An 18,627-nucleotide genomic window follows, 5' to 3' on the forward strand; every position below is an offset into this window, starting at 1 on the left:
AAAAAATGTGAAATAACTAAAAAAACAGCTGAACTTCTAATCAGGCGCTAGCTTCTATAGCGATGAGTTATCTAGAAAACCAAACGATCGTTCCGGAAAAGGAAGTTTCAAAGTGAAGCGACTATTCTGCTTGGCCGCGATTGCGGCCGCACTGATGGGGCAAAGTATTACCGCGCAAGCTGCAGGTGTTGAATTTGCAGTGGGTGCGACCAGCGATTCGACCATGACTTATCGCCTGGGCATGAATTTCGATTGGGACAAGAGCTGGCTGCAAAGTGATGTCGGTCGCCTGACCGGTTACTGGAGCGGCGCTTACACTTACTGGGAAGGTGACAAGACTTCCAGCAACAACAGCCTGTCGTTCTCCCCGGTATTCGTTTACGAGTTTGCCGGTCAGTCGGTCAAGCCGTACGTTGAGGCGGGTATTGGTGTCGCAGCGTTCTCCAACACCAAGTATGAAAGCAACAACATCGGCGGCTCTTTCCAGTTCGAAGACCGTATCGGTTTTGGTCTGCGCTTCAATGGCGGGCATGAAGTGGGGATTCGGGCGACGCACTATTCCAACGCCGGCCTGGCCAGCAGCAACGACGGTGTAGAAAGCTACGCGCTGCATTACACGATGCCGCTGTAACAGATCCGAACCTGACCTTTGTGGGAGCGAGCCTGCTCGCGAAAGCAATTTCTCATTCAACGAAGATGTTGACTGTAAGAACCGCTTTCGCGAGCAGGCTCGCTCCCACATTGGTTTTGTGTTGCTTGAAAGATCAGCGGTAAGCAGTGGCAATGCCTTTGCGTTCTTCAATGCACTCCGGTGCACCCATCTCGAATTCGCGACAGATCAGCGGACGTTTCTCATAGATCGTGCACATCATGCTGTCGCGATCCAGCGCCGCGCACCAGCCGTCGTCCAGACGCAGCATCACTTCACCACCCCACTCATCAGTATCGATAAAGCGCTCAGGCACGCCGGTGTCGGTGATCAGCATCACTTCGAGCTGGCAACAGCACGCTGCGCAGGTCGAACAGGTGACCGCTGGCTCGGTGATTTGCTGGTGGGGAATGGTTTTCATGCTGCGCAGTGTAAGGCAGCCACCGGTTGCTGTGTGAAAGGCCTGACAGACGCTCAGTGGCTCAGGCGCCGTGCCATGACATGCAGCAGCGGAAACAGCAGCGCCCACAGCAGGCCGATGCCGATCAGGGTTGGCACTTCACCGTAAGGAAATTGCACGCCGGCCAGCTGTCCGCCGCCGTAATAGGACACGGCGCCGCCCACTGCACCGAGTCCGCTGGCCAGCCACCACGGGCGGTCGCTCCATTGCAGGCAGTGCCGCAACGTGGTCGCGAGCAAGGCCCAGAGCAGCATCAGCCACAGCGGAATCAGTGGCGACAAATCCTGGAATTCGAACACGCCGGCAACGCGCAACAGACTGTCTACGGCTGTACCGACAAGCACCACGCTGAGGATCAAACGGCCTTCCGCCGCCCAACTGCTGATCCAGCCCAGATGAATCACCAACACCGCCAGCGCCAGCAGCAGCCACAGACTGTCGCCGCCGAGCACGCAGGCCAGCCAGCCGACCTGGAACAGCACGGCATTGGTCAGCCGCTCAAGCATCGAAGCGTCCGAGCAACGGCGCCGGCATCGCGGCCGGTTTGGCCAGCAGCAGTTGCGCGGTGCCGATGGTGCGCTCCAGAAACCCGCCTTCGCAGTAGCACAGGTAAAACTCCCACAGCCGCAGGAAGTAATCGTCGTAACCCAATTCGCTCAAACGGCCATGGGCGCGGCGAAAGTTTTCGTGCCACAGGCGCAGGGTGCGGGCGTAGTGCAGGCCGAAGTCTTCCATGTGCAGCAGGTTCATGTCGGTCTCGCGGCTGACCACTTCGAGCATCTTCTGCACGCAGGGCAGGGCGCCGCCGGGGAAGATGTAGCGCTGGATGAAGTCGACGCCGCGCTTGGCCTGCTCGTAACGTTGTTCACGGATAGTGATTGCCTGCAACAGCATCAGGCCGTTGCTCTTGAGCAGGTGCGCGCATTGCTTGAAATAGGTTGGCAGGAAGCGATGGCCGACCGCTTCGATCATCTCGATCGACACCAGTTTGTCGTATTCGCCGGTGAGGTCGCGGTAGTCGGTGAGCAGCAGTGTTACCCGATCCTGCAACCCCAGTGCTTCAATGCGCCTGGCGGTAAACGCGTACTGCTCTTTCGACAGCGTCGTGGTGGTGACACGGCAGCCGTAGTGCTGCGCGGCGTAGAGCGCCATGCTGCCCCAACCGGTGCCGATCTCCAGCAGATGATCTTCGGGCTTGAGTGCGAGCTTCTGGCAGATCCGTTCCAGCTTGTTCAACTGAGCCTGTTCCAGGCTGTCGTCGGGACTGAGGAACTGCGCCGCCGAATACATCATGGTCGGGTCGAGAAACTGTTCGAACAGATCGTTGCCGAGGTCATAGTGCGCCGCGATGTTTTTCTGCGACCCCTTGCGCGTGTTGCGGTTGAGCCAGTGCAGGCCTTGCACCAGCGGCCGGCTGAGGCGGGCCAGACCGCGCTCCATGGCGTCGAGCACGTCGAGGTTGCTGACGAACACGCGCACGACCGCCGTCAGGTCCGGCGAACTCCAGTAACCGTGGATAAACGCTTCGCCGGCACCAATCGATCCGTTGCCGGCGACCATGCCCCACACCGCTGCATCCTGCACATGGATTTCGCCGAGCAGGTGGCTGCCCGGCGTGCCGAACATCAGGCGCTCGCCGTCCTCGACCACCAGCAATTGCCCGTGTTTGAGCTGACTGAGTTGCCGCAAAACGCCGCGACGCAGCAGCGAACCGGTCAAACCGTTGGTGCTGAAGCGACTGACCGACAGGCTAGAGGATTTCATGGCGGTGCTCCTTGGGAGGCACAGTGGCGATCTGAAAGCTGCCGTCGGCAGCCTGATGAGCAAAAATCGGGGCACGCTTGAGCAACAGGCGCACGGCTTGCCAATAAATCGCCAGGCAGGTTTTCGCGGTCATCCACGGAAAACGTCGCAAGTAGCGGTGCAGACTGGAGCGGTCGAGGGGGGCGCGCTGCAGATTGAGCGTGGCGTCGAACAGCTTGTGCTCACCCTGCCAGTCGGCCATGTGCACGCCGAGCTTTTGCGCAGCCGGGCTGAAGCTCATGCGGTACTCGAGATCGCGCGGCAAAAACGGCGAGACATGAAAGGCCTTGGCCACGGCGAAGTGCTGGTGAAAGTCTTGCAGGTCGGTCGGTGTGCGGGCCGGCAGCACGTAGTGATAACGCTCGCGCCACGGCGTGTTGGTGACTTCGCAGAGAATCGCCGCCAGTTGCCCGTCGGCCTCGTGGCAATAAAAGAAGCTCACCGGATTGAACGCCAGACCCCAACTGCGCGGTTGGGTCAGCAGGCAGATCGAACCCTGCGGTTGATGGCCGATGGCGACGCTGACTTGCTGGCGCACCGCATCGATCAGGCGCATGCCGCTGCCGGTGAAGGTTTTCAGGTAGTCGGTTTCGCGAAACGAAAACGGTGCAAAGCGGCTGCGACTGGCAAACGGTGACAGTTCGAACACGGCGTCCTGTTCCGCCAGATCGAGGTACAACAGACCGATCCGGTAACGGAATTCGTGGCGTCTGGGCGAAAAGCGCCGATGGCCAATCCAGCCGCTGTACAGGGCGCTGTTCATAAGCTTTCCCCGAGCGCGGCGGCCACACGCAACGCGCTGACCACGCCGTCCTCATGAAAGCCGTTGGCCCAGTAGGCGCCGCAATAATGGGTGTGCTGCTGACCGTCGAGTTCGGCCCAGCGGTATTGCGCCGCCACAGCCGCGAGGCTGAATTGCGGGTGGGCGTAGGTGTATTTGGCGAGCACCTTGAACGGGCTGATCCCGGCGCTCTGATTGAGGCTGACGCAGAACGTGGTGTCGCTCTGAATGCCCTGCAGGATGTTCATGTCGTAAGTGACGGCCGCGTGGGTATGGCCGGCGCCGCTCAAGCGATAGTTCCAGCTGGCCCACGCCAGTTTGCGGGTCGGCAGCAGACGGGTATCGGTATGCAGCACGACTTCGTTATCGGCATAGGGCAGGGCGCCGAGGATCGAGCGTTCCGCCTGGCTTGGCGTGCCAAGCAATTGCAGGGCCTGGTCGCTGTGGCAGGCAAGCACGACTTTGTCGAAACGCTCGATGCCGGCCGGGCTGTGGATAACCACGCCGTGTTCATCGCGATCAATGCGCGTCACCGGGCAACTGAGGCGGATCTTGTCGTGGAACGCCGCAGTCAACGGCGCAATGTAGGCACTGGAGCCGCCCTCGATCACCTGCCATTGCGGGCGATCACTGACTGACAGCAGGCCATGATTCTTGAAGAAGCGCACAAAGAATTGCAGCGGGAAATTGAGCATCTCGGCCATCGGCATCGACCAGATCGCCGAGCCCATCGGCACGATGTAATGCAGGATGAAACGTTCGCCATAACCGCCAGCCTTGAGGTAATCGTCGAGCGTGGTATCGGCGGCAATGCGTTGTTCGGCGAGGTCGCGCTGGGCTTCTTTATTGAAGCGCAGAATGTCGCGCAACATGCCCCAAAACCCCGGGGACAGCAGGTTGCTGCGCTGGGCGAAGAGGCTGTTGAGGTTGTTGCCGTTGTATTCCAGACCGGTGTCCGGGTCGGTGACCGAGAAGCTCATTTCCGTCGGTTTGAACGACACGCCGATCTGGCCGAGCAATCGAATGAAGTTCGGATAGGTCCAGTCGTTGAACACGATGAACCCAGTGTCCACCGCATATTCGCGGCCATCGACGGTCACCTGCACGGTGTGCGTGTGACCGCCGACCCAGTCGCTGGCCTCGAACACCGTGATGTCGTGTCGGCGATTGAGCAGGTGAGCGCAGGTCAGGCCGGCGATTCCGCTGCCGACAATGGCAATCTTCATATCGGGTCCCGCAGCGGTGGGTTGCTGCGCACCATGCGCTTGCCGATCGCCAGTTGCAGGCGCGCCGGCAGCTTCGACAGTGGCCACAGCGCCGCCATGAACAGTGCGGGAAAGGCGATCTCCAGCGGACGATCCTTGAGCTTGGCGAAGATGTGCCGCGCCGCTTTATCCACAGGCCAGCTCAACGGCATCGGGAAGTCATTCTTGGCGGTCAGCGGGGTTTCGACAAAACCCGGGCTGATGATGGTGACATCGATGCCCTCGACGGCCAGATCGATCCGCAGCGATTCGAACAGATAGCGCAGCCCGGCCTTCGACGCGCCATAGGCTTCGGCCCGAGGCAGCGGCAGGTAGGTGACTGAGCTGGCCATGCCGATCAGATGCGGCGCGGTGCCTTTGCGCAGCAACGGCAGGGCCGCTTCGATGCAGTAACTGCTGGCGAGCAGGTTGGTGCGCACCACATGTTCGATGATCGAGGCATCGAACTGTCGCGCATCGACGTACTCGCAGGTGCCGGCATTGAGAATCACGCTGTCGAGCGAGCCCCAGGCCTGTTCGATCTGCTGGCCGATTTCGCGCACGGTCTGACTGTTGGTCAGGTCGCCGGCCACCACCAGCACTTGCCCCGGATAACGTTGCGACAGCACTTTGAGCGGTGCCACCTGACGCGAACTGACAGCCAGATGCGCGCCGCTTTTCAGAATCTCTTCAGCCAGTGCTGCGCCGATGCCGCTGCTGGCACCGGTCAGCCAATAACGCCGTGGAGGTGTACGACTCATCCCATTCTCCTTTTCAACCAGGCGATCACCCGGCCCAATACGGGTAAATGTTCATACAGCATGGCCCCGGCATCGAAATAATCCCGGTGGCGATAAACCTTGTCCCGCCACAGCAGGTGCGAACACCCGGCGACGCGAATCAATTGACCACCGGCCAGACGCGGGTGGCGGTAACTCATGACCCAGCGCAGGTAACCTTCACCGTCAGCGATCTGGTCGAAGCCGTGGAAATCGAAGCGCAGTTCGCTGACGTTGGCGTACAGCTCGCTGAAGTAATGTCGCAGTTGCACCAGCCCCTGCACTTCATGCAGCGGGTCGGTGAAGTGAATGTCATCGCTGTACAGCTCGCCCAGACGTTGCAAGTTGTCTTTGTTCAACTCGGCGAACTGGCGGGCGAAGCGGCGCAGGAATTCACTCATGAACTTCTTCCATAGACGAGCGCGACGGCAGGTTCTTGAACGCCGCCAGCGCGCGTTCGCGCGAAGCCCCGAGATTGACGATCGGCGCCGGATAATCCGCCACGCCGAACAGTCCGCCGGCGCTGGCCGGGTTGTGTACTTCCTTCTTGTTCAGGCCGGCCAGTTCAGGCAGCCAGTGCTTGATGAACAGGCCTTCGCTGTCGAATTTTTCCGATTGGCTCAGCGGATTGAAGATGCGGAAGTACGGCGCCGAATCGGTGCCGGTCGAAGAACTCCATTGCCAGCCACCGTTGTTCGCCGCCAGATCGCCGTCGATCAGGTGGCGCATGAAAAAGCGCTCGCCTTCACGCCAGTCGATCAGCAGATTCTTGGTCAGGAACATCGCCACAATCATCCGCAAGCGGTTGTGCATCCAGCCGGTTTCCAGCAGTTGGCGCATGGCCGCATCGATGATTGGCAAACCGGTGCGCGCCTCTTGCCAGGCCGCCAGATCGTCCGGCGCATCACGCCAGGCCAGGGCTTCGGTTTCCGGGCGAAATGCGCGGTGGCGCGAAACCCGTGGGTAGCCGACCAGAATGTGTTTGTAGAACTCGCGCCACAGCAGCTCGTTGATCCAGGTCACCGCGCCGACCTTGCCGCTGTCGAACTCGCCCTGATTGCTTTGCAGGGCCGCATGCAGGCATTGGCGCGGCGAGATCACCCCGGCGGCGAGGTACGCGGAAAGTTGACTGGTGCCGGGTTTGGCCGGGAAGTCGCGTTCGCTCTGGTAGTAGTCAATCTGCGCGTCGGCGAAGGCGTCGAGACGGCGCCGGGCTTCCTGTTCGCCGGCCGGCCACAGTTCGCGCAAAGACTCGCTCGGCGTTGCAAAACCGGCGACGGATGCCGGCACCGGATCGCTGTCGATGTTCAGCTTTGCCTGTTTGCCGGGCGTCTTGACCAGCGCCGGCATCGAGCGGTGCAGGCGTTCATAGCAGACCTTGCGGAACTGGCTGAACACCTGAAAGTAGGTTTCGGTTTTGGTCAGTACCGTGCCAGGCTTGAACAGCAGTTGGTCAAGGTAGCTGTGGAAAGCGATGCCTTTGGTCTTCAGGGCCACCGCCACCGCGGCGTCGCGCTGGCTTTCGTGGATGCCATATTCTTCGTTGACGTGCACAGCTTGAATATTCAATTGCACACAAAGTTCGAGCAGCACCGCCGGGGCCTGATCCCAATGATTGGCGGTGCGCAGCAGCAACGGGATGTTCAGCTCGCCGAGGCGACTGCTCAGCTCACGCAGGTTGCGCAGCCAGAAGTCGACCTTGCACGCGGCGTCGTCATGTTCCAGCCATTGCTGCGGGCTCAACAGATACACGGCAACCGTCGGGCCGCGCGCTGCGGCGGCCGCGAGGGCGGTGTTGTCATGTAGGCGCAGGTCGCTGCGCAGCCAGATCAATTGCATCGCGGTTTCCATTAAATCAGCCCACGCTGAACCAGTTCCTGATGTGCCGAGAGCGGGTCTTCGGCCAGGATCAGATCAGCGATCTCAGGGGTTCTTACGGACAACTCGGTCTGGTGGATGCATACCGTTGGTCCGACGAGCATTTTTGCAGTGCCGATGCCATTCAGCAGTTTTGGCAGCTGCGCCAGATTCATCGCCTTGCTGGAATACAGCAGCACTCCCCGCGCTTGCAGATGATCGACCGCGAGCGCCAGTTCTCCGGCCGGTAGCGGCCAGTCGAACACTTGCACCGGGCAGTCGGCGCTGCTGATCAGCCACGCGCATAGCCACAGGTGCGGTTCCAGTGCCAGGTCCGAGTGATTGATCAGCAGCAACGGCGCAGCGTGTAATTGCCGATTGTTATGGTAGATGCGCGCGCCGAATTTGCTGCGTAACCAGGAATAAAAGAACACCCGTTCCATCTGTGCGCCGAACTGGCCTTGCCAGCGCTGCTCGAGTTCGGCCAGCAGCGGCAGGAGTAATTGCTCGCACAGGGTGCGTGGCGGGTACAGGGCCATGGCCTGGTTGATGCTATCGTCGAGGTTGCGCTCATTGAGCTGGATGACGGCGCCGAGCAAGGACTGGCGCTGCCGTTGCCAGTCGTTTTCCACCGTCTCGGTAAAGGCTTGCGGAGCATCGAGCAACGGTTTGACCTGACTGACAGCCACGCCTCGATTAAGCCAGGTCAGGATGGTCAGGATTCGTTGCACATGTTCGCTGGAATACAGGCGATGGCCCTTGGGCGTGCGCTGCGGCACGATCAACCCGTAACGGCGCTCCCAGGCGCGCAGGGTGATGGCGTTGACCCCGGTCTGCCGCGCTACTTCGCGGATCGGCAGCCAGCCCTCGTCGAGGGCTTTCTTGAAGTCGGCACCCAGGTCTTCCTGGGCGCTGGTGTCGAGTTTGTCGTTCATCAAATGGCGTTTCGCAGGCTGAGGTTTTCCGGATGCGGCTGCAAGTAAACCTGCCGCGCAATGTACGGATCCGGGTGTTGGCGAAAGTGGTGTTTGAGCAGAGTCAATGGCACCACCAGCGGCACGATGCCGTGGCGGTACTGGCCGATGACATGCTGCATTTCCTGTTTGTCTTCCGGGCTGATCGCCTGTTTCAGGTAGCCGCTGATGTGTTGCAGCACGTTGCTGTGGGTGCGGCGGGTAGCGCATTTCTTCAACGCGCTCATCAACTCGCTGAAATAGCGCGGGCCGAGTTCGACCGGATCGGTCTTGGCCATGTTGCCCAGCAGTTTGCCCAAGGCTTTGTATTGCTCAGGGTTGTGTGCCATCAGCAGGTATTTGTAGCGTGAGTGGAATTCGGTCAGTGCGCGGCGGCTCAAGCCTTGTTCGAGCACCTGCTGCCAGGCGCTGTAGGCGAGCACGCGGGTGATGAAGTTTTCCCGCAACACCGGATCGTTCAGGCGTCCGGCTTCTTCCACCGGCAGGTCAGGGTGCTGCGCACAGAACGCCTGAGCGTAGATGCCACGGCCGCCGCCGTTCACCGGCGCGCCGTTGGCGTGATAGACCTTGACCCGCTCCAGACCGCACGAAGGCGACTGCTGCATGAAGATATAGCCGCAGATGTCATTGAGCTCGCCGGCCATTTTCTGCCCGTAGGCTGCCAGTGGTTCGGTGACATTGATTTGCGGATTGACCGTACCGATAGCTTCAGGAGCATCGGGATCGCCAACCAGGCGGATCGGTTCGCGCGGGATGCCCAGGCCAATCGCGACTTCCGGACATACCGGCACGAATTCGAAATACTCGGCAAGGGTGCGGCTGCACAACCGCGATTCCTTGTGCCCGCCGTTGTAGCGCACTTCGGCGCCCATCAGGCAGGCGCTGATGGCGATTTTTGGCCGGGAAGCAGAAAGATCGGACATGCACACCTCGAATCTATTCCTGTACAGATATTTATCTCTGTACAACTTTTCCTCAGCATAGATTCATGCGTGTACAAGTCAACTCATTTGTATAAGTTTTTCCAGGTTTACCACGATCGACTGTGGGAGGCAGCATTGATGTTGAATGATGCGACGCCATCGCGAGCAGGCTCACTCCTACAGGATCTTTATTGCCAGCCCAGTAACCAGTGATCATTGTTCTTCAACGTCTGCCAATCGAGGCGTTCGGCGCGCTTGGTCAGCACCGCCTGCAACTCAATCTCCAGCACCGTGCCTTCCTCATCCCGGAACAGTTCGGTGACCAGAAAATGTTTTTCGCGGTTTTGCGGGTGGGCTGCTGTCCACTTCGACAGCAGCAATTTTTGCGGATTGATGCGATTCATTGCAGGTGTTCGTGCAAGCGGCGTGCAGCTTCCTGGCCACTGAGCCAGGCCCCTTCGACACGCCCCGACAGGCACCAGTCGCCGCAGGCGTACAAGCCCAGATCGGCGTCGGCCAGCGTGCCCCATTCGTGGCCGGTCGCAGGGCGTGCGTAGAGCCAGCGGTGGGCGAGGCTGAAAGTCGGAGCGGGCATCGCGCTGTGCAGCAGTTCGGCGAATGCACCGTGCAGTTGCTCGATGACCGCTTCCTTGGACAGGTCGATGTGTTGCCGACTCCAGGCGCTGCTGGCGTGCAGCACCCAGGTGTCGCAGGTGGTATCGCGCCCCGGTTTACTGCGGTTGCGTGCCAGCCAGTCGATGGGGCTGTCCTGCACGAAGCAGCCTTCGATCGGTGTATCCAGTGGCGTATCGAAGGCGAGGGCGACGGCCCAGGTCGGGTCCATTTTCACCCCGGCGGCGGCGCCAGCGAGTTTTGGTGCGGCAGCCAGCAACGCCGTGGCTTGCGGCGCTGGCGTTGCAATCACCACGTGACTGAAGGGACCGTGGGTGAAGCCTTCGGCGTCCTGCAGATGCCAGTGTTCTTCACCGCGAAACACCTCGGTGATGCGGCAGGCGAAGTGCACTTCCAGACCGTCGAGCAAACCCCGGGTGATCGCACTCATGCGTGGCGTGCCGACCCAGCGCGTCTGTTCGTCCGGCGACAGATTCAGTTGCCCGCCCTGAAAGGTGTAGAGCTGCGGCGTCCACTCGGCTACCCAGCCCAAGCTCTGCCAGCGTTGCACCTCGGTGACGAACCGCCGGTCGCGGGCGGTGAAGTATTGCGCGCCCATGTCCAGCGAACCGGCGTCGCTGCGTTTGCTCGACATGCGTCCGCCACTGCCGCGGCTTTTGTCGAAGAGCTGGACGGTGTGTCCGGCCTCTGTCAGCGCCTGCGCGGCGGAGAGTCCGGCGATGCCGGTGCCGATGATTGCGATAGGTACAGTCATAGGGGCCTCGTTTACCTTTCTGTACAGACTACGCCGTCAATGAAACCTGTACAATTTTGTTTTTTGGTATAACTTCTAGCGTTCTCGTTCTGACAGCTTGGCCTATGGTTAAACAATAGAGCCTGCCCGATAGAAAAGATCCCTGCTTATAAAAATAGACTAGTGATCCGGGTAAAACGCCACGCGAGGAAGAAGTCATGCGCATATTGCTGACCGGCGGTACTGGTTTGATAGGCCGTCAGCTCTGCCGACACTGGTCGGGGCAGGGCCATCAATTGACGGTGTGGAGTCGACGCCCGGAAAAGGTCGCGAAAATCTGTGGCGCGCAGGTGCGTGCAATTGCGCGTCTCGAAGACTTCGGCAACGAGCCGCTGGACGCGGTGGTCAACCTGGCCGGTGCACCGATCGCGGATCGGCCATGGACCCATCGGCGCAAGGCGTTGCTGTGGAGCAGCCGCATCACCCTCACCGAAACCCTGCTGGCCTGGCTGGAAGCACGGCAGCAGAAACCGGCGTTGCTGATCTCCGGTTCTGCTGTTGGCTGGTACGGCGACGGCGGCGAACGCGAGCTGACCGAAGATTCACCGCCAGTGATTGACGATTTTGCCAGTCAGTTGTGCATTGCCTGGGAGGAAACCGCCCAGCGTGCCGAAGGCCTGGGAGTTCGCGTGGTGCTGGTGCGCACCGGGCTGGTGCTGTCGGCCGAGGGCGGCTTTTTGTCGCGGCTGTTGCTGCCGTTCAAACTCGGGCTGGGCGGGCCGTTGGGCAATGGCCGGCAGTGGATGCCGTGGATTCACATCGATGATCAAATCGCCCTGATTGATTTTCTTCTGCACCGCGATCAGGCGAGCGGTCCTTATAATGCCTGCGCACCGAAACCGGTGCGCAATCGCGAGTTTGCCAAGACGCTGGGCAGCGTATTGCACCGCCCGGCGTTCATGCCGATGCCGGCCCTGGCGCTGAAGGTCGGGCTTGGCGAAATGTCATTGCTGTTGCTGGGTGGCCAACGGGCCGTGCCGGCACGCTTGCTGGAAGCGGGTTTCACTTTCCAGTTCACGGATTTGCGCGCGGCTTTGGATGATCTCTCCGGCCGCCTTTGAAATAGGACGATGCATGACCGATCACGCCTTGCTTCTGGTCAACCTGGGTTCCCCGGCCTCCACCTCGGTGGCCGATGTACGCAGCTACCTCAATCAATTTCTGATGGACCCGTATGTGATCGACCTGCCGTGGCCGGTGCGGCGGCTGTTGGTGTCGCTGATCCTGATCAAGCGCCCCGAGCAATCGGCCCATGCCTACGCTTCGATCTGGTGGGAGGAGGGCTCGCCGCTGGTGGTGCTCAGCCGTCGTCTGCAGCAGCAGATGACCACCCAGTGGATCCACGGCCCGGTGGAACTGGCCATGCGTTATGGCGAGCCGTCGATTGAAACCAAATTGCTGCAACTGGTGGCGGCGGGGCACAAGCGCATCACGCTGGCACCGCTGTATCCACAGTTCGCCGACAGCACCACGACCACGGTGATCGAAGAAGCCAAGCGAGTGATTCGCGAGAACAAACTCGATGTGCAGCTTTCAGTGTTGCAACCGTTTTACGATCAGCCTGAGTACATCGACGCGCTGGTCGCCAGCGCTACCCCGCATTTGCAGCAGGACTACGATCACTTGCTGCTGAGCTTCCATGGCTTGCCGGAGCGGCACCTGACCAAGCTCGATCCGACCGGCAGTCACTGCTTGAAAAACGAGGATTGCTGCAAGAATGCCTCGCCGGCAGTCCTGGCCACCTGTTACCGCGCCCAGTGCATACGCACCGCCGCCGAGTTCGCCAAGCGCGCGGGCATTGCCGATGGCAAATGGTCGGTGTCGTTTCAGTCGCGTCTGGGGCGGGCGAAGTGGATCGAACCCTACACCGAAGCGCGGCTGGACGAGTTGGCGCAAAGCGGGGTGAAGAAGATTCTGGTGATGTGCCCGGCGTTTGTCGCCGATTGCATCGAGACGCTGGAAGAGATCGGTGATCGCGGCAAGGAACAGTTCCGCGAAGCGGGGGGCGAGGAGTTGGTGCTGGTGCCGTGCCTGAATGACGACCCGCAATGGGCGAAGGCGTTGGCGACCCTGTGTGAACGAGCGCCGCTAGCGCTTTAAAGCCAAAAGCTTCGCGAGCAAGCCCGCTCCCACATTTGATCTTCGGTACGCTGAAGATCACCTGTGGGAGCGGGCTTGCTCGCGAAAGCTATCTGTCAGACAACAAGCATCCAGATCCTTAGATCAGCGGCTCATCCGCCTTCTTGTTCTTCCAGCCATCATTGCCCGGCAGAATCAGGTTCAGCGCAATCGCCACCACCGCGCACAGCGCGATGCCTTTGAGGCCGAAGTCGTCCGGGCCAGTGCCGGTGCCGACCAGCACACCGCCGATACCGAACACCAGGGTCACCGAAACGATCACCAGATTGCGTGCCTCACCGAGGTCGATCTTGTGACGGATCAAAGTGTTCATCCCCACTGCCGCGATCGAGCCGAACAGCAGGCAAAGAATCCCGCCCATCACCGGCACCGGAATGCTTTGCAGCAGCGCGCCGAACTTGCCGATGAACGCCAGGGTGATGGCGAAGATCGCCGCCCAGGTCATAATTTTCGGATTGTAGTTCTTGGTCAGCATCACCGCGCCGGTCACTTCGGCGTAGGTGGTGTTCGGCGGGCCGCCAAACAGACCGGCCGCCGTGGTGGCGATGCCGTCACCGAGCAGGGTGCGATGCAGGCCAGGCTTTTTCAGATAGTCGCGTCCGGTCACGCTACCCACCGCGATCACGCCGCCGATGTGCTCGATGGCCGGAGCCAGCGCCACCGGAACGATGAACAGGATCGCCTGCCAGTTGAACTCCGGCGCGGTGAAGTGTGGCAGGGCGAACCATGGCGCCGCCGCAATCTTCGCGGTATCGACCACACCGAAATAGAACGACATGGCAAAACCGACCAGCACCCCGGAAATGATCGGCACCAGACGGAAGATGCCCTTACCGAACACCGCCACGATCAACGTGGTCAGCAGGGCCGGCATCGAGATCATCATCGCGGTCTGGTAGTGGATCAGCTCGGAACCGTCACCCGCCTTGCCCATCGCCATGTTCGCGGCAATCGGCGCCATGGCCAGACCGATCGAGATGATCACCGGACCAATGACCACTGGCGGCAGCAGCCGGTCAATGAAACCGGTGCCTTTGATTTTCACGGCGAGGCCGAGGAAGGTGTAGACGAAACCGGCTGCCATCACGCCGCCCATGGTCGCGGCGAGGCCGAACTGGCCCTTGGCGAGAATGATCGGGGTGATGAAGGCAAAGCTCGACGCGAGGAACACCGGCACCTGACGCCCGGTGACGATCTGGAACAGGATCGTCCCCAGACCCGCGGTAAACAGTGCCACGTTCGGGTCAAGACCCGTGATCAGCGGCATCAGCACCAGGGCGCCGAAAGCCACGAACAGCATCTGGGCGCCGGACAGCACCGTGCGCCAGAGCGGATCGTTGAACTCTTGCTGCATGCTCACGCGTCCTTCTGCTTGGTACCGAAGATCTTGTCACCGGCATCGCCAAGCCCTGGGATGATGTAACCGTGTTCGTTCAGACGCTCATCGATGGAAGCGGTGTAGATGGTCACGTCCGGGTGAGCCTGTTCCACAGCGGCAATGCCTTCCGGCGCGGCCACCAGCACCATTGCGCGGATGTCCTTGCAACCGGCTTTCTTCAGCAGATCGATGGTCGCGACCATGGAGCTGCCGGTGGCGAGCATCGGGTCGATGATCATCGCCAGCCGTTCGTCGATTTCCGGAACCAGTTTTTCCAGATAAGTGTGTGCTTGCAGGGTTTCTTCATTGCGGGCAACGCCCACAGCAGAAACCTTGGCACCCGGGATCAGGCTCAGCACGCCTTCGAGCATGCCGATGCCGGCGCGCAGGATCGGCACGACGGTGATCTTCTTGCCGGCGATTTTCTCCACCGACACAGTGCCGCACCAACCTGCGATATCGTAGGATTCGAGCGGCAGATCTTTTGTAGCTTCATAGGTCAACAGGGCGCCGACTTCCTGAGCAAGCTCACGGAAATTCTTGGTGCTGATATCGGCGCGGCGCATCAGGCCGAGTTTATGGCGGATCAGCGGGTGGCGGATCTCGAGGATGGGCATGGAAAAACTCCGGCGGCGGGCAAAAAAACCGGCCTAGATTAATCTATCCGAGGGTGATGTCCTATAGGACATTGAGTACGTTAGTCCATTAAGGCTTGATTCGACCTCACGGGATGCGTACCTTTGCCCGCTTTTCCGAAAACATCCCCCTGGAGAGCGCCATGTCCGCTGATCTCGAGCATATCCGTCAAATCATGCGAGAGGCTGACTGCCTGTACACCGAATCTGAAGTCGAGGCCGCCATCGCCCGCGTCGGTGCACAAATCAACGAACAACTGGCCGACAGCAACCCGGTGGTGTTCTGCGTGATGAACGGCGGCCTGATTTTCTCCGGAAAACTGCTGACTCACCTGCAATTCCCGCTGGAAGCTTCCTACCTGCACGCGACCCGTTATCGCAACGAAACCAGCGGCGGCGACCTGTTCTGGAAAGCCAAGCCGGAAGTCTCGTTCATCGACCGCGACGTGCTGATCATCGACGACATCCTCGACGAAGGTCACACCCTGGGCGCGATCATCGACTTCTGCAAACACGCCGGCGCGCGCAAAGTGCACACCGCCGTGCTGATCGACAAGGATCACGACCGCAAGGCGCGTCCTGATCTGAAGGCAGACTTCGTCGGCCTGCCGTGCATTGACCGCTACATCTTCGGTTACGGCATGGACTACAAAGGTTACTGGCGCAACGCCAACGGGATCTTTGCCGTTAAAGGCATGTAAGACCCCGCGCTATCCCTTGTGGGAGCGAGCCTGCTCGCGATAGCGGTCTGTCAGCAATGTTGATGTTGACTGATACGACGCTATCGCGAGCAGGCTCGCTCCCACAGTTGTTTTGTGTGTGCTGATCCATCCGCGTTCCCCATGCTAGAGTGCTCGGCCCCGCCCCCGGAGCCTTTCATGAGCCTCTTGATCCGCAGCCTAGCCGCCTTGTTGCTGGCCCTCAGTCTGCCGCTGTCTGCGGCGCCGATGCACAGTCAATTCCTGCCGCCGGATGACCTGACGCTGCGCGATGCCGAACCCGAGCAGCAACAATTGCTGCAAGTCACCGATTATTCGGTGGTGGTCGGAGCGCAACGCCAGTCCAATCAGCAGCCGATTCCGGTCACATCGCCGCTGATGATCCGCCTCAAGGGCAAGTCGTTGAACAAGGGCGCAACCATCGCCCAGGTGCTGGTCAATTTCGATGGCGAAAGCAAAAGCCTGAAAAAACCGGTTTACGACGACAAGAGCAAGACCCTGACCCTGTATTACCCGCTGGCCCAGTACCGGGTGGTGATCGATTTGCTGCGCAACGACACCGTGTATGTACAGTTCCTCAGTTATGCCAACGGCCACATCTGGGCTGATCTGCACACCGGGGCCGTTCGTTCGCGTTGAGCCGGGTGGCAGGGCAGGGGTAAACTGCCCGCCCCGTGTAATGTCTGCGAGCTGGAGTCGGCAATGCGTAAAGATAAGAAACAGGTGATTGGTGACGAGATCGGCGATGAGCAGATCAAGCTGTTCCTCGATTTTGAACCGGTCGACGCCACTTCGCCGTCGCTGCACAAACTGATCAAGGCCTACCGTGGCCTGCGCATCGACGATTTCGAGCGCTTCCTGACGTTCTTCGTGGCTGCCGGTTACGACGTGGATGGCGAGGATGAGCACGGCAAGACCTTCGTTGACCTGATCGCCGATCAGCGCAATGCCCCGGACTATATCGAACTGATCGAAAAATCCCGCGCCTAACACCATCCCTGTGGCGAGGGAGCTTGCTCCCGCCGGGCTGCGCAGCGGCCCCAAACTCTTGTGAGCGCTGCGCACTCAAGCGGGAGCAAGCTCCCTCGCCACAGAGGTCAGTGTTTCAAATACTGGCCATAAAAAAAACGCCCCGCACTCACCGAGTACGGGGCGTTTTTTATGCCGCAAGATCAAGCGAAGCTTGGGGGCTCGCTGCTTTCTTCAACCAGTTCCAGGGCGATGTTGTTCTGCGTGTTGATCTTGCGATACAGCGCAGCATCGGTTTCCAGAACCTTCTCGCGGGCCGGGAAGATCTCCGCCAGTTTGGCCGCCCACTCACCCTTGGCCTTGGCCGGGAAGCATTTCTCGATCAGCTCGAGCATGATCGAAACGGTCACCGAAGCACCTGGCGAAGCGCCGAGCAGGGCGGCGAGGGAGCCGTCTTTCGCCGCAACCAGTTCGGTACCGAATTGCAGGATGCCGCCTTTTTTCGGGTCTTTCTTGATGATCTGTACCCGTTGGCCGGCCACTTCCAGGCGCCAGTCCTCGGCTTTCGCCTCCGGGTAGAAGCGGCGCAGGGATTCCAGACGCTGCTCCATCGATTGCATCACTTCGCTGACCAGATATTTGGTCAGGTCCATGTTGTTCTTCGCCACTGCCAGCATCGGGCCGATGTTGCTGGCGCGAACCGACAGCGGCAGGTCCATGAAGGAACCGTGCTTGAGGAACTTGGTGGTGAAACCGGCGTATGGCCCGAACAGCAGGGATTTCTTGCCATCGACCACACGGGTGTCCAGGTGCGGCACCGACATTGGTGGCGAACCGACTGCAGCCTGGCTGTAGACCTTGGCCTGGTGGTGCTTGACCACTTCCGGGTTGTCGCAACGCAGCCATTGCCCGCTGATCGGGAATCCGCCGAAGCCTTTGCTTTCTTCGATGCCCGAAGCCTGCAGCAATGGCAGAGCCGCGCCGCCAGCGCCGAGGAAGACGAACTTGGCGTCGACTTCACGGCTGGCGCCGCTGTTGACGTCCTTGATGCTGACGGTCCAGCCGGCGCCGTTACGCTTGAGGCCGGTGACGCGCTTGCAGTATTTGACCTGGGTGTCCGGTGCGCTGGTCAGGTGCTTGAGCAACTGATTGGTCAGGGCGCCGAAGTTGACGTCGGTGCCATTCATCACGCGGGTAGCGGCCAGGACTTCGTCCGGCGAGCGGCCCGGCATCATCAGCGGCATCCACTCGGCCATCCTGGCCTTGTCTTCGGTGTATTCCATGTCGGAGAAGGCGTGGTGCTTGTGCAGCACGTTGAAGCGTTCCTTGAGGAACGACACGCCTTTGTCACCCTGAACGAAGCTCAGGTGCGGCACCGGGCTGATGAAGGATTTGCACGAGCCGAAGGTGCCTTTCTTGGTCAGGTACGACCAGAACTGTTTGGACACTTCGAACTGGGTGTTGATGTGCACGGCTTTCTTGATGTCGACGCTGCCGTCGGCTGCCTGCGGCGTGTAGTTCAGCTCGCACAGGCCGGCGTGGCCGGTACCGGCGTTGTTCCACGGGTTGGAACTCTCCGCAGCACCGGAATCCATCAACTCGACGACTTCCAGCTTGATCGCCGGGTCGAGCTCTTTGAGCAGTACTGCCAGGGTGGCACTCATGATGCCGGCCCCAACCAGAACTACGTCGACTGCTTCGTTATGCGCCATTTAACGCGTCTCCAAAATCTGCAGCACCAAATTGTCGGCATGGCTGCCAGGGAGTGACGGGGCAGGTCAGTTGCGCCCCGGATACCCATGGTCAGGTTCGTCATGTCCGAATCTTCGCAATTTTTCGCAACTTCGACGGATGCATGCGGCCTGGCTTCAAGAGCTCCATGAACTCATTT

At 60.3% G+C, this 18,627-nt stretch carries 21 protein-coding genes; 6 read left to right on the forward strand and 15 right to left on the reverse strand.

Translation table 11 applies throughout. From position 1 onward, the window contains the following. Window positions 1-112 precede the first annotated feature (112 nt). On the forward strand, window positions 113-631 hold the full coding sequence (locus VLA07_RS04915) for an acyloxyacyl hydrolase (protein ID WP_027612230.1): 519 nt from the start codon (window positions 113-115) through the stop codon (window positions 629-631). 133 nt (window positions 632-764) lie between these two features. Here the strand turns inward: VLA07_RS04915 and VLA07_RS04920 are convergent, their stop codons facing one another. From VLA07_RS04920 to VLA07_RS04975, 12 genes are all read right to left on the reverse strand, one after another. Next, window positions 765-1,070: a YkgJ family cysteine cluster protein gene (locus VLA07_RS04920; protein WP_007967664.1), complete on the reverse strand. Its 306-nt coding sequence runs from the start codon at window positions 1,068-1,070 to the stop codon at window positions 765-767. Between the two features lie 53 nt (window positions 1,071-1,123). After that, on the reverse strand, window positions 1,124-1,615 hold the full coding sequence (locus VLA07_RS04925) for a DUF2878 domain-containing protein (protein ID WP_333988532.1): 492 nt from the start codon (window positions 1,613-1,615) through the stop codon (window positions 1,124-1,126). After that, on the reverse strand, window positions 1,608-2,873 hold the full coding sequence (locus VLA07_RS04930) for an SAM-dependent methyltransferase (RefSeq protein WP_096797281.1): 1,266 nt from the start codon (window positions 2,871-2,873) through the stop codon (window positions 1,608-1,610). Before VLA07_RS04930 ends, VLA07_RS04925 begins: the two co-directional genes overlap by 8 nt. After that, window positions 2,860-3,675: a DUF1365 domain-containing protein gene (locus tag VLA07_RS04935; RefSeq protein ID WP_333988533.1), complete on the reverse strand. Its 816-nt coding sequence runs from the start codon at window positions 3,673-3,675 to the stop codon at window positions 2,860-2,862. The genes VLA07_RS04930 and VLA07_RS04935 overlap by 14 nt, the downstream gene beginning before the upstream one ends. Continuing rightward, window positions 3,672-4,919, reverse strand: coding sequence for an NAD(P)/FAD-dependent oxidoreductase (locus VLA07_RS04940; RefSeq protein ID WP_333988534.1), 1,248 nt, complete (start codon window positions 4,917-4,919; stop codon window positions 3,672-3,674). The genes VLA07_RS04935 and VLA07_RS04940 overlap by 4 nt, the downstream gene beginning before the upstream one ends. After that, window positions 4,916-5,698, reverse strand: coding sequence for an SDR family NAD(P)-dependent oxidoreductase (locus tag VLA07_RS04945; protein ID WP_027612225.1), 783 nt, complete (start codon window positions 5,696-5,698; stop codon window positions 4,916-4,918). Before VLA07_RS04945 ends, VLA07_RS04940 begins: the two co-directional genes overlap by 4 nt. Further along, a complete protein-coding gene (locus VLA07_RS04950) occupies window positions 5,695-6,117 on the reverse strand; it encodes a nuclear transport factor 2 family protein (RefSeq protein ID WP_027612224.1) in 423 nt (140 codons plus the stop codon). The genes VLA07_RS04945 and VLA07_RS04950 overlap by 4 nt, the downstream gene beginning before the upstream one ends. Continuing rightward, window positions 6,110-7,555: a deoxyribodipyrimidine photo-lyase gene (gene phrB, locus VLA07_RS04955; protein WP_333988535.1), complete on the reverse strand. Its 1,446-nt coding sequence runs from the start codon at window positions 7,553-7,555 to the stop codon at window positions 6,110-6,112. The genes VLA07_RS04950 and phrB overlap by 8 nt, the downstream gene beginning before the upstream one ends. Before the next feature lie 11 nt (window positions 7,556-7,566). Beyond that, window positions 7,567-8,508, reverse strand: coding sequence for a MerR family transcriptional regulator (locus tag VLA07_RS04960; RefSeq protein WP_096797277.1), 942 nt, complete (start codon window positions 8,506-8,508; stop codon window positions 7,567-7,569). Beyond that, window positions 8,508-9,470 carry a YbgA family protein gene (locus VLA07_RS04965; RefSeq protein ID WP_027612221.1) on the reverse strand — a complete coding sequence of 321 codons (963 nt, stop codon included), beginning with the start codon at window positions 9,468-9,470 and terminating at the stop codon, window positions 8,508-8,510. Before VLA07_RS04965 ends, VLA07_RS04960 begins: the two co-directional genes overlap by 1 nt. 188 nt (window positions 9,471-9,658) lie before the next feature. Next, the gene (locus VLA07_RS04970) at window positions 9,659-9,874 is read right to left on the reverse strand and encodes a TIGR02450 family Trp-rich protein (RefSeq protein ID WP_027612220.1); all 216 of its coding nucleotides are present in this window, start codon (window positions 9,872-9,874) and stop codon (window positions 9,659-9,661) included. Beyond that, a complete protein-coding gene (locus VLA07_RS04975; RefSeq protein WP_007967686.1) occupies window positions 9,871-10,857 on the reverse strand; it encodes an NAD(P)/FAD-dependent oxidoreductase in 987 nt (328 codons plus the stop codon). Before VLA07_RS04975 ends, VLA07_RS04970 begins: the two co-directional genes overlap by 4 nt. A gap of 197 nt (window positions 10,858-11,054) precedes the next feature. Between VLA07_RS04975 and VLA07_RS04980 the strand changes: the two genes are divergently transcribed. Together VLA07_RS04980 and hemH are read left to right on the forward strand one after the other, a co-directional pair. Next, window positions 11,055-11,957 (forward strand): TIGR01777 family oxidoreductase, encoded by a 903-nt coding sequence (locus tag VLA07_RS04980; RefSeq protein ID WP_333988536.1) that lies wholly within the window; start codon window positions 11,055-11,057, stop codon window positions 11,955-11,957. A gap of 13 nt (window positions 11,958-11,970) precedes the next feature. Then, complete coding sequence (hemH, locus tag VLA07_RS04985) at window positions 11,971-12,996, forward strand: ferrochelatase (protein ID WP_333988537.1); 1,026 nt, start codon at window positions 11,971-11,973, stop codon at window positions 12,994-12,996. A gap of 118 nt (window positions 12,997-13,114) precedes the next feature. Here the strand turns inward: hemH and VLA07_RS04990 are convergent, their stop codons facing one another. Next, window positions 13,115-14,389, reverse strand: coding sequence for a uracil-xanthine permease family protein (locus VLA07_RS04990; RefSeq protein ID WP_003228120.1), 1,275 nt, complete (start codon window positions 14,387-14,389; stop codon window positions 13,115-13,117). A gap of 2 nt (window positions 14,390-14,391) precedes the next feature. Continuing rightward, on the reverse strand, window positions 14,392-15,030 hold the full coding sequence (gene upp / locus VLA07_RS04995) for a uracil phosphoribosyltransferase (RefSeq protein ID WP_003228118.1): 639 nt from the start codon (window positions 15,028-15,030) through the stop codon (window positions 14,392-14,394). A 161-nt stretch (window positions 15,031-15,191) separates the two neighbouring features. On the opposite strand from upp, the gene VLA07_RS05000 reads away from it, so the two are divergent. The 3 genes from VLA07_RS05000 (at window position 15,192) to VLA07_RS05010 (ending at window position 16,757) form a co-directional block, all read left to right on the forward strand. Further along, the gene (locus VLA07_RS05000) at window positions 15,192-15,749 is read left to right on the forward strand and encodes a hypoxanthine-guanine phosphoribosyltransferase (RefSeq protein WP_016987197.1); all 558 of its coding nucleotides are present in this window, start codon (window positions 15,192-15,194) and stop codon (window positions 15,747-15,749) included. Between the two features lie 177 nt (window positions 15,750-15,926). After that, entirely contained in the window at window positions 15,927-16,406 is a 480-nt protein-coding gene (locus tag VLA07_RS05005; protein ID WP_096797273.1) for a hypothetical protein, read from the forward strand. A 63-nt stretch (window positions 16,407-16,469) separates the two neighbouring features. Beyond that, on the forward strand, window positions 16,470-16,757 hold the full coding sequence (locus tag VLA07_RS05010; RefSeq protein ID WP_247268104.1) for a PA4642 family protein: 288 nt from the start codon (window positions 16,470-16,472) through the stop codon (window positions 16,755-16,757). 182 nt (window positions 16,758-16,939) lie between these two features. Here VLA07_RS05010 and mqo read toward each other — a convergent pair whose 3' ends face one another. Beyond that, window positions 16,940-18,448: a malate dehydrogenase (quinone) gene (gene mqo, locus VLA07_RS05015; RefSeq protein ID WP_333988538.1), complete on the reverse strand. Its 1,509-nt coding sequence runs from the start codon at window positions 18,446-18,448 to the stop codon at window positions 16,940-16,942. Window positions 18,449-18,627: the final 179 nt, after the last annotated feature.

Origin of the sequence: Pseudomonas sp. S3(2024), assembly GCF_036861315.1 — a bacterium.
Lineage (GTDB): Bacteria > Pseudomonadota > Gammaproteobacteria > Pseudomonadales > Pseudomonadaceae > Aquipseudomonas > Aquipseudomonas putida_A.

Excerpts from the sequence above, each read along its gene's own strand:
- VLA07_RS04920 (WP_007967664.1), bottom strand. The coding sequence starts at position 1,070 with ATGAAAACCATTCCCCACCAGCAAATCACCGAGCCAGCGGTCACCTGT.
- VLA07_RS04925 (WP_333988532.1), bottom strand. The coding sequence starts at position 1,615 with ATGCTTGAGCGGCTGACCAATGCCGTGCTGTTCCAGGTCGGCTGGCTG.
- VLA07_RS04930 (WP_096797281.1), bottom strand. The coding sequence starts at position 2,873 with ATGAAATCCTCTAGCCTGTCGGTCAGTCGCTTCAGCACCAACGGTTTG.
- VLA07_RS04935 (WP_333988533.1), bottom strand. The coding sequence starts at position 3,675 with ATGAACAGCGCCCTGTACAGCGGCTGGATTGGCCATCGGCGCTTTTCG.
- VLA07_RS04940 (WP_333988534.1), bottom strand. The coding sequence starts at position 4,919 with ATGAAGATTGCCATTGTCGGCAGCGGAATCGCCGGCCTGACCTGCGCT.
- VLA07_RS04945 (WP_027612225.1), bottom strand. The coding sequence starts at position 5,698 with ATGAGTCGTACACCTCCACGGCGTTATTGGCTGACCGGTGCCAGCAGC.
- VLA07_RS04950 (WP_027612224.1), bottom strand. The coding sequence starts at position 6,117 with ATGAGTGAATTCCTGCGCCGCTTCGCCCGCCAGTTCGCCGAGTTGAAC.
- phrB (WP_333988535.1), bottom strand. The coding sequence starts at position 7,555 with ATGCAATTGATCTGGCTGCGCAGCGACCTGCGCCTACATGACAACACC.
- VLA07_RS04960 (WP_096797277.1), bottom strand. The coding sequence starts at position 8,508 with ATGAACGACAAACTCGACACCAGCGCCCAGGAAGACCTGGGTGCCGAC.
- VLA07_RS04965 (WP_027612221.1), bottom strand. The coding sequence starts at position 9,470 with ATGTCCGATCTTTCTGCTTCCCGGCCAAAAATCGCCATCAGCGCCTGC.
- VLA07_RS04970 (WP_027612220.1), bottom strand. The coding sequence starts at position 9,874 with ATGAATCGCATCAATCCGCAAAAATTGCTGCTGTCGAAGTGGACAGCA.
- VLA07_RS04975 (WP_007967686.1), bottom strand. The coding sequence starts at position 10,857 with ATGACTGTACCTATCGCAATCATCGGCACCGGCATCGCCGGACTCTCC.
- VLA07_RS04980 (WP_333988536.1), top strand. The coding sequence starts at position 11,055 with ATGCGCATATTGCTGACCGGCGGTACTGGTTTGATAGGCCGTCAGCTC.
- hemH (WP_333988537.1), top strand. The coding sequence starts at position 11,971 with ATGACCGATCACGCCTTGCTTCTGGTCAACCTGGGTTCCCCGGCCTCC.
- VLA07_RS04990 (WP_003228120.1), bottom strand. The coding sequence starts at position 14,389 with ATGCAGCAAGAGTTCAACGATCCGCTCTGGCGCACGGTGCTGTCCGGC.
- upp (WP_003228118.1), bottom strand. The coding sequence starts at position 15,030 with ATGCCCATCCTCGAGATCCGCCACCCGCTGATCCGCCATAAACTCGGC.
- VLA07_RS05000 (WP_016987197.1), top strand. The coding sequence starts at position 15,192 with ATGTCCGCTGATCTCGAGCATATCCGTCAAATCATGCGAGAGGCTGAC.
- VLA07_RS05005 (WP_096797273.1), top strand. The coding sequence starts at position 15,927 with ATGAGCCTCTTGATCCGCAGCCTAGCCGCCTTGTTGCTGGCCCTCAGT.
- VLA07_RS05010 (WP_247268104.1), top strand. The coding sequence starts at position 16,470 with ATGCGTAAAGATAAGAAACAGGTGATTGGTGACGAGATCGGCGATGAG.
- mqo (WP_333988538.1), bottom strand. The coding sequence starts at position 18,448 with ATGGCGCATAACGAAGCAGTCGACGTAGTTCTGGTTGGGGCCGGCATC.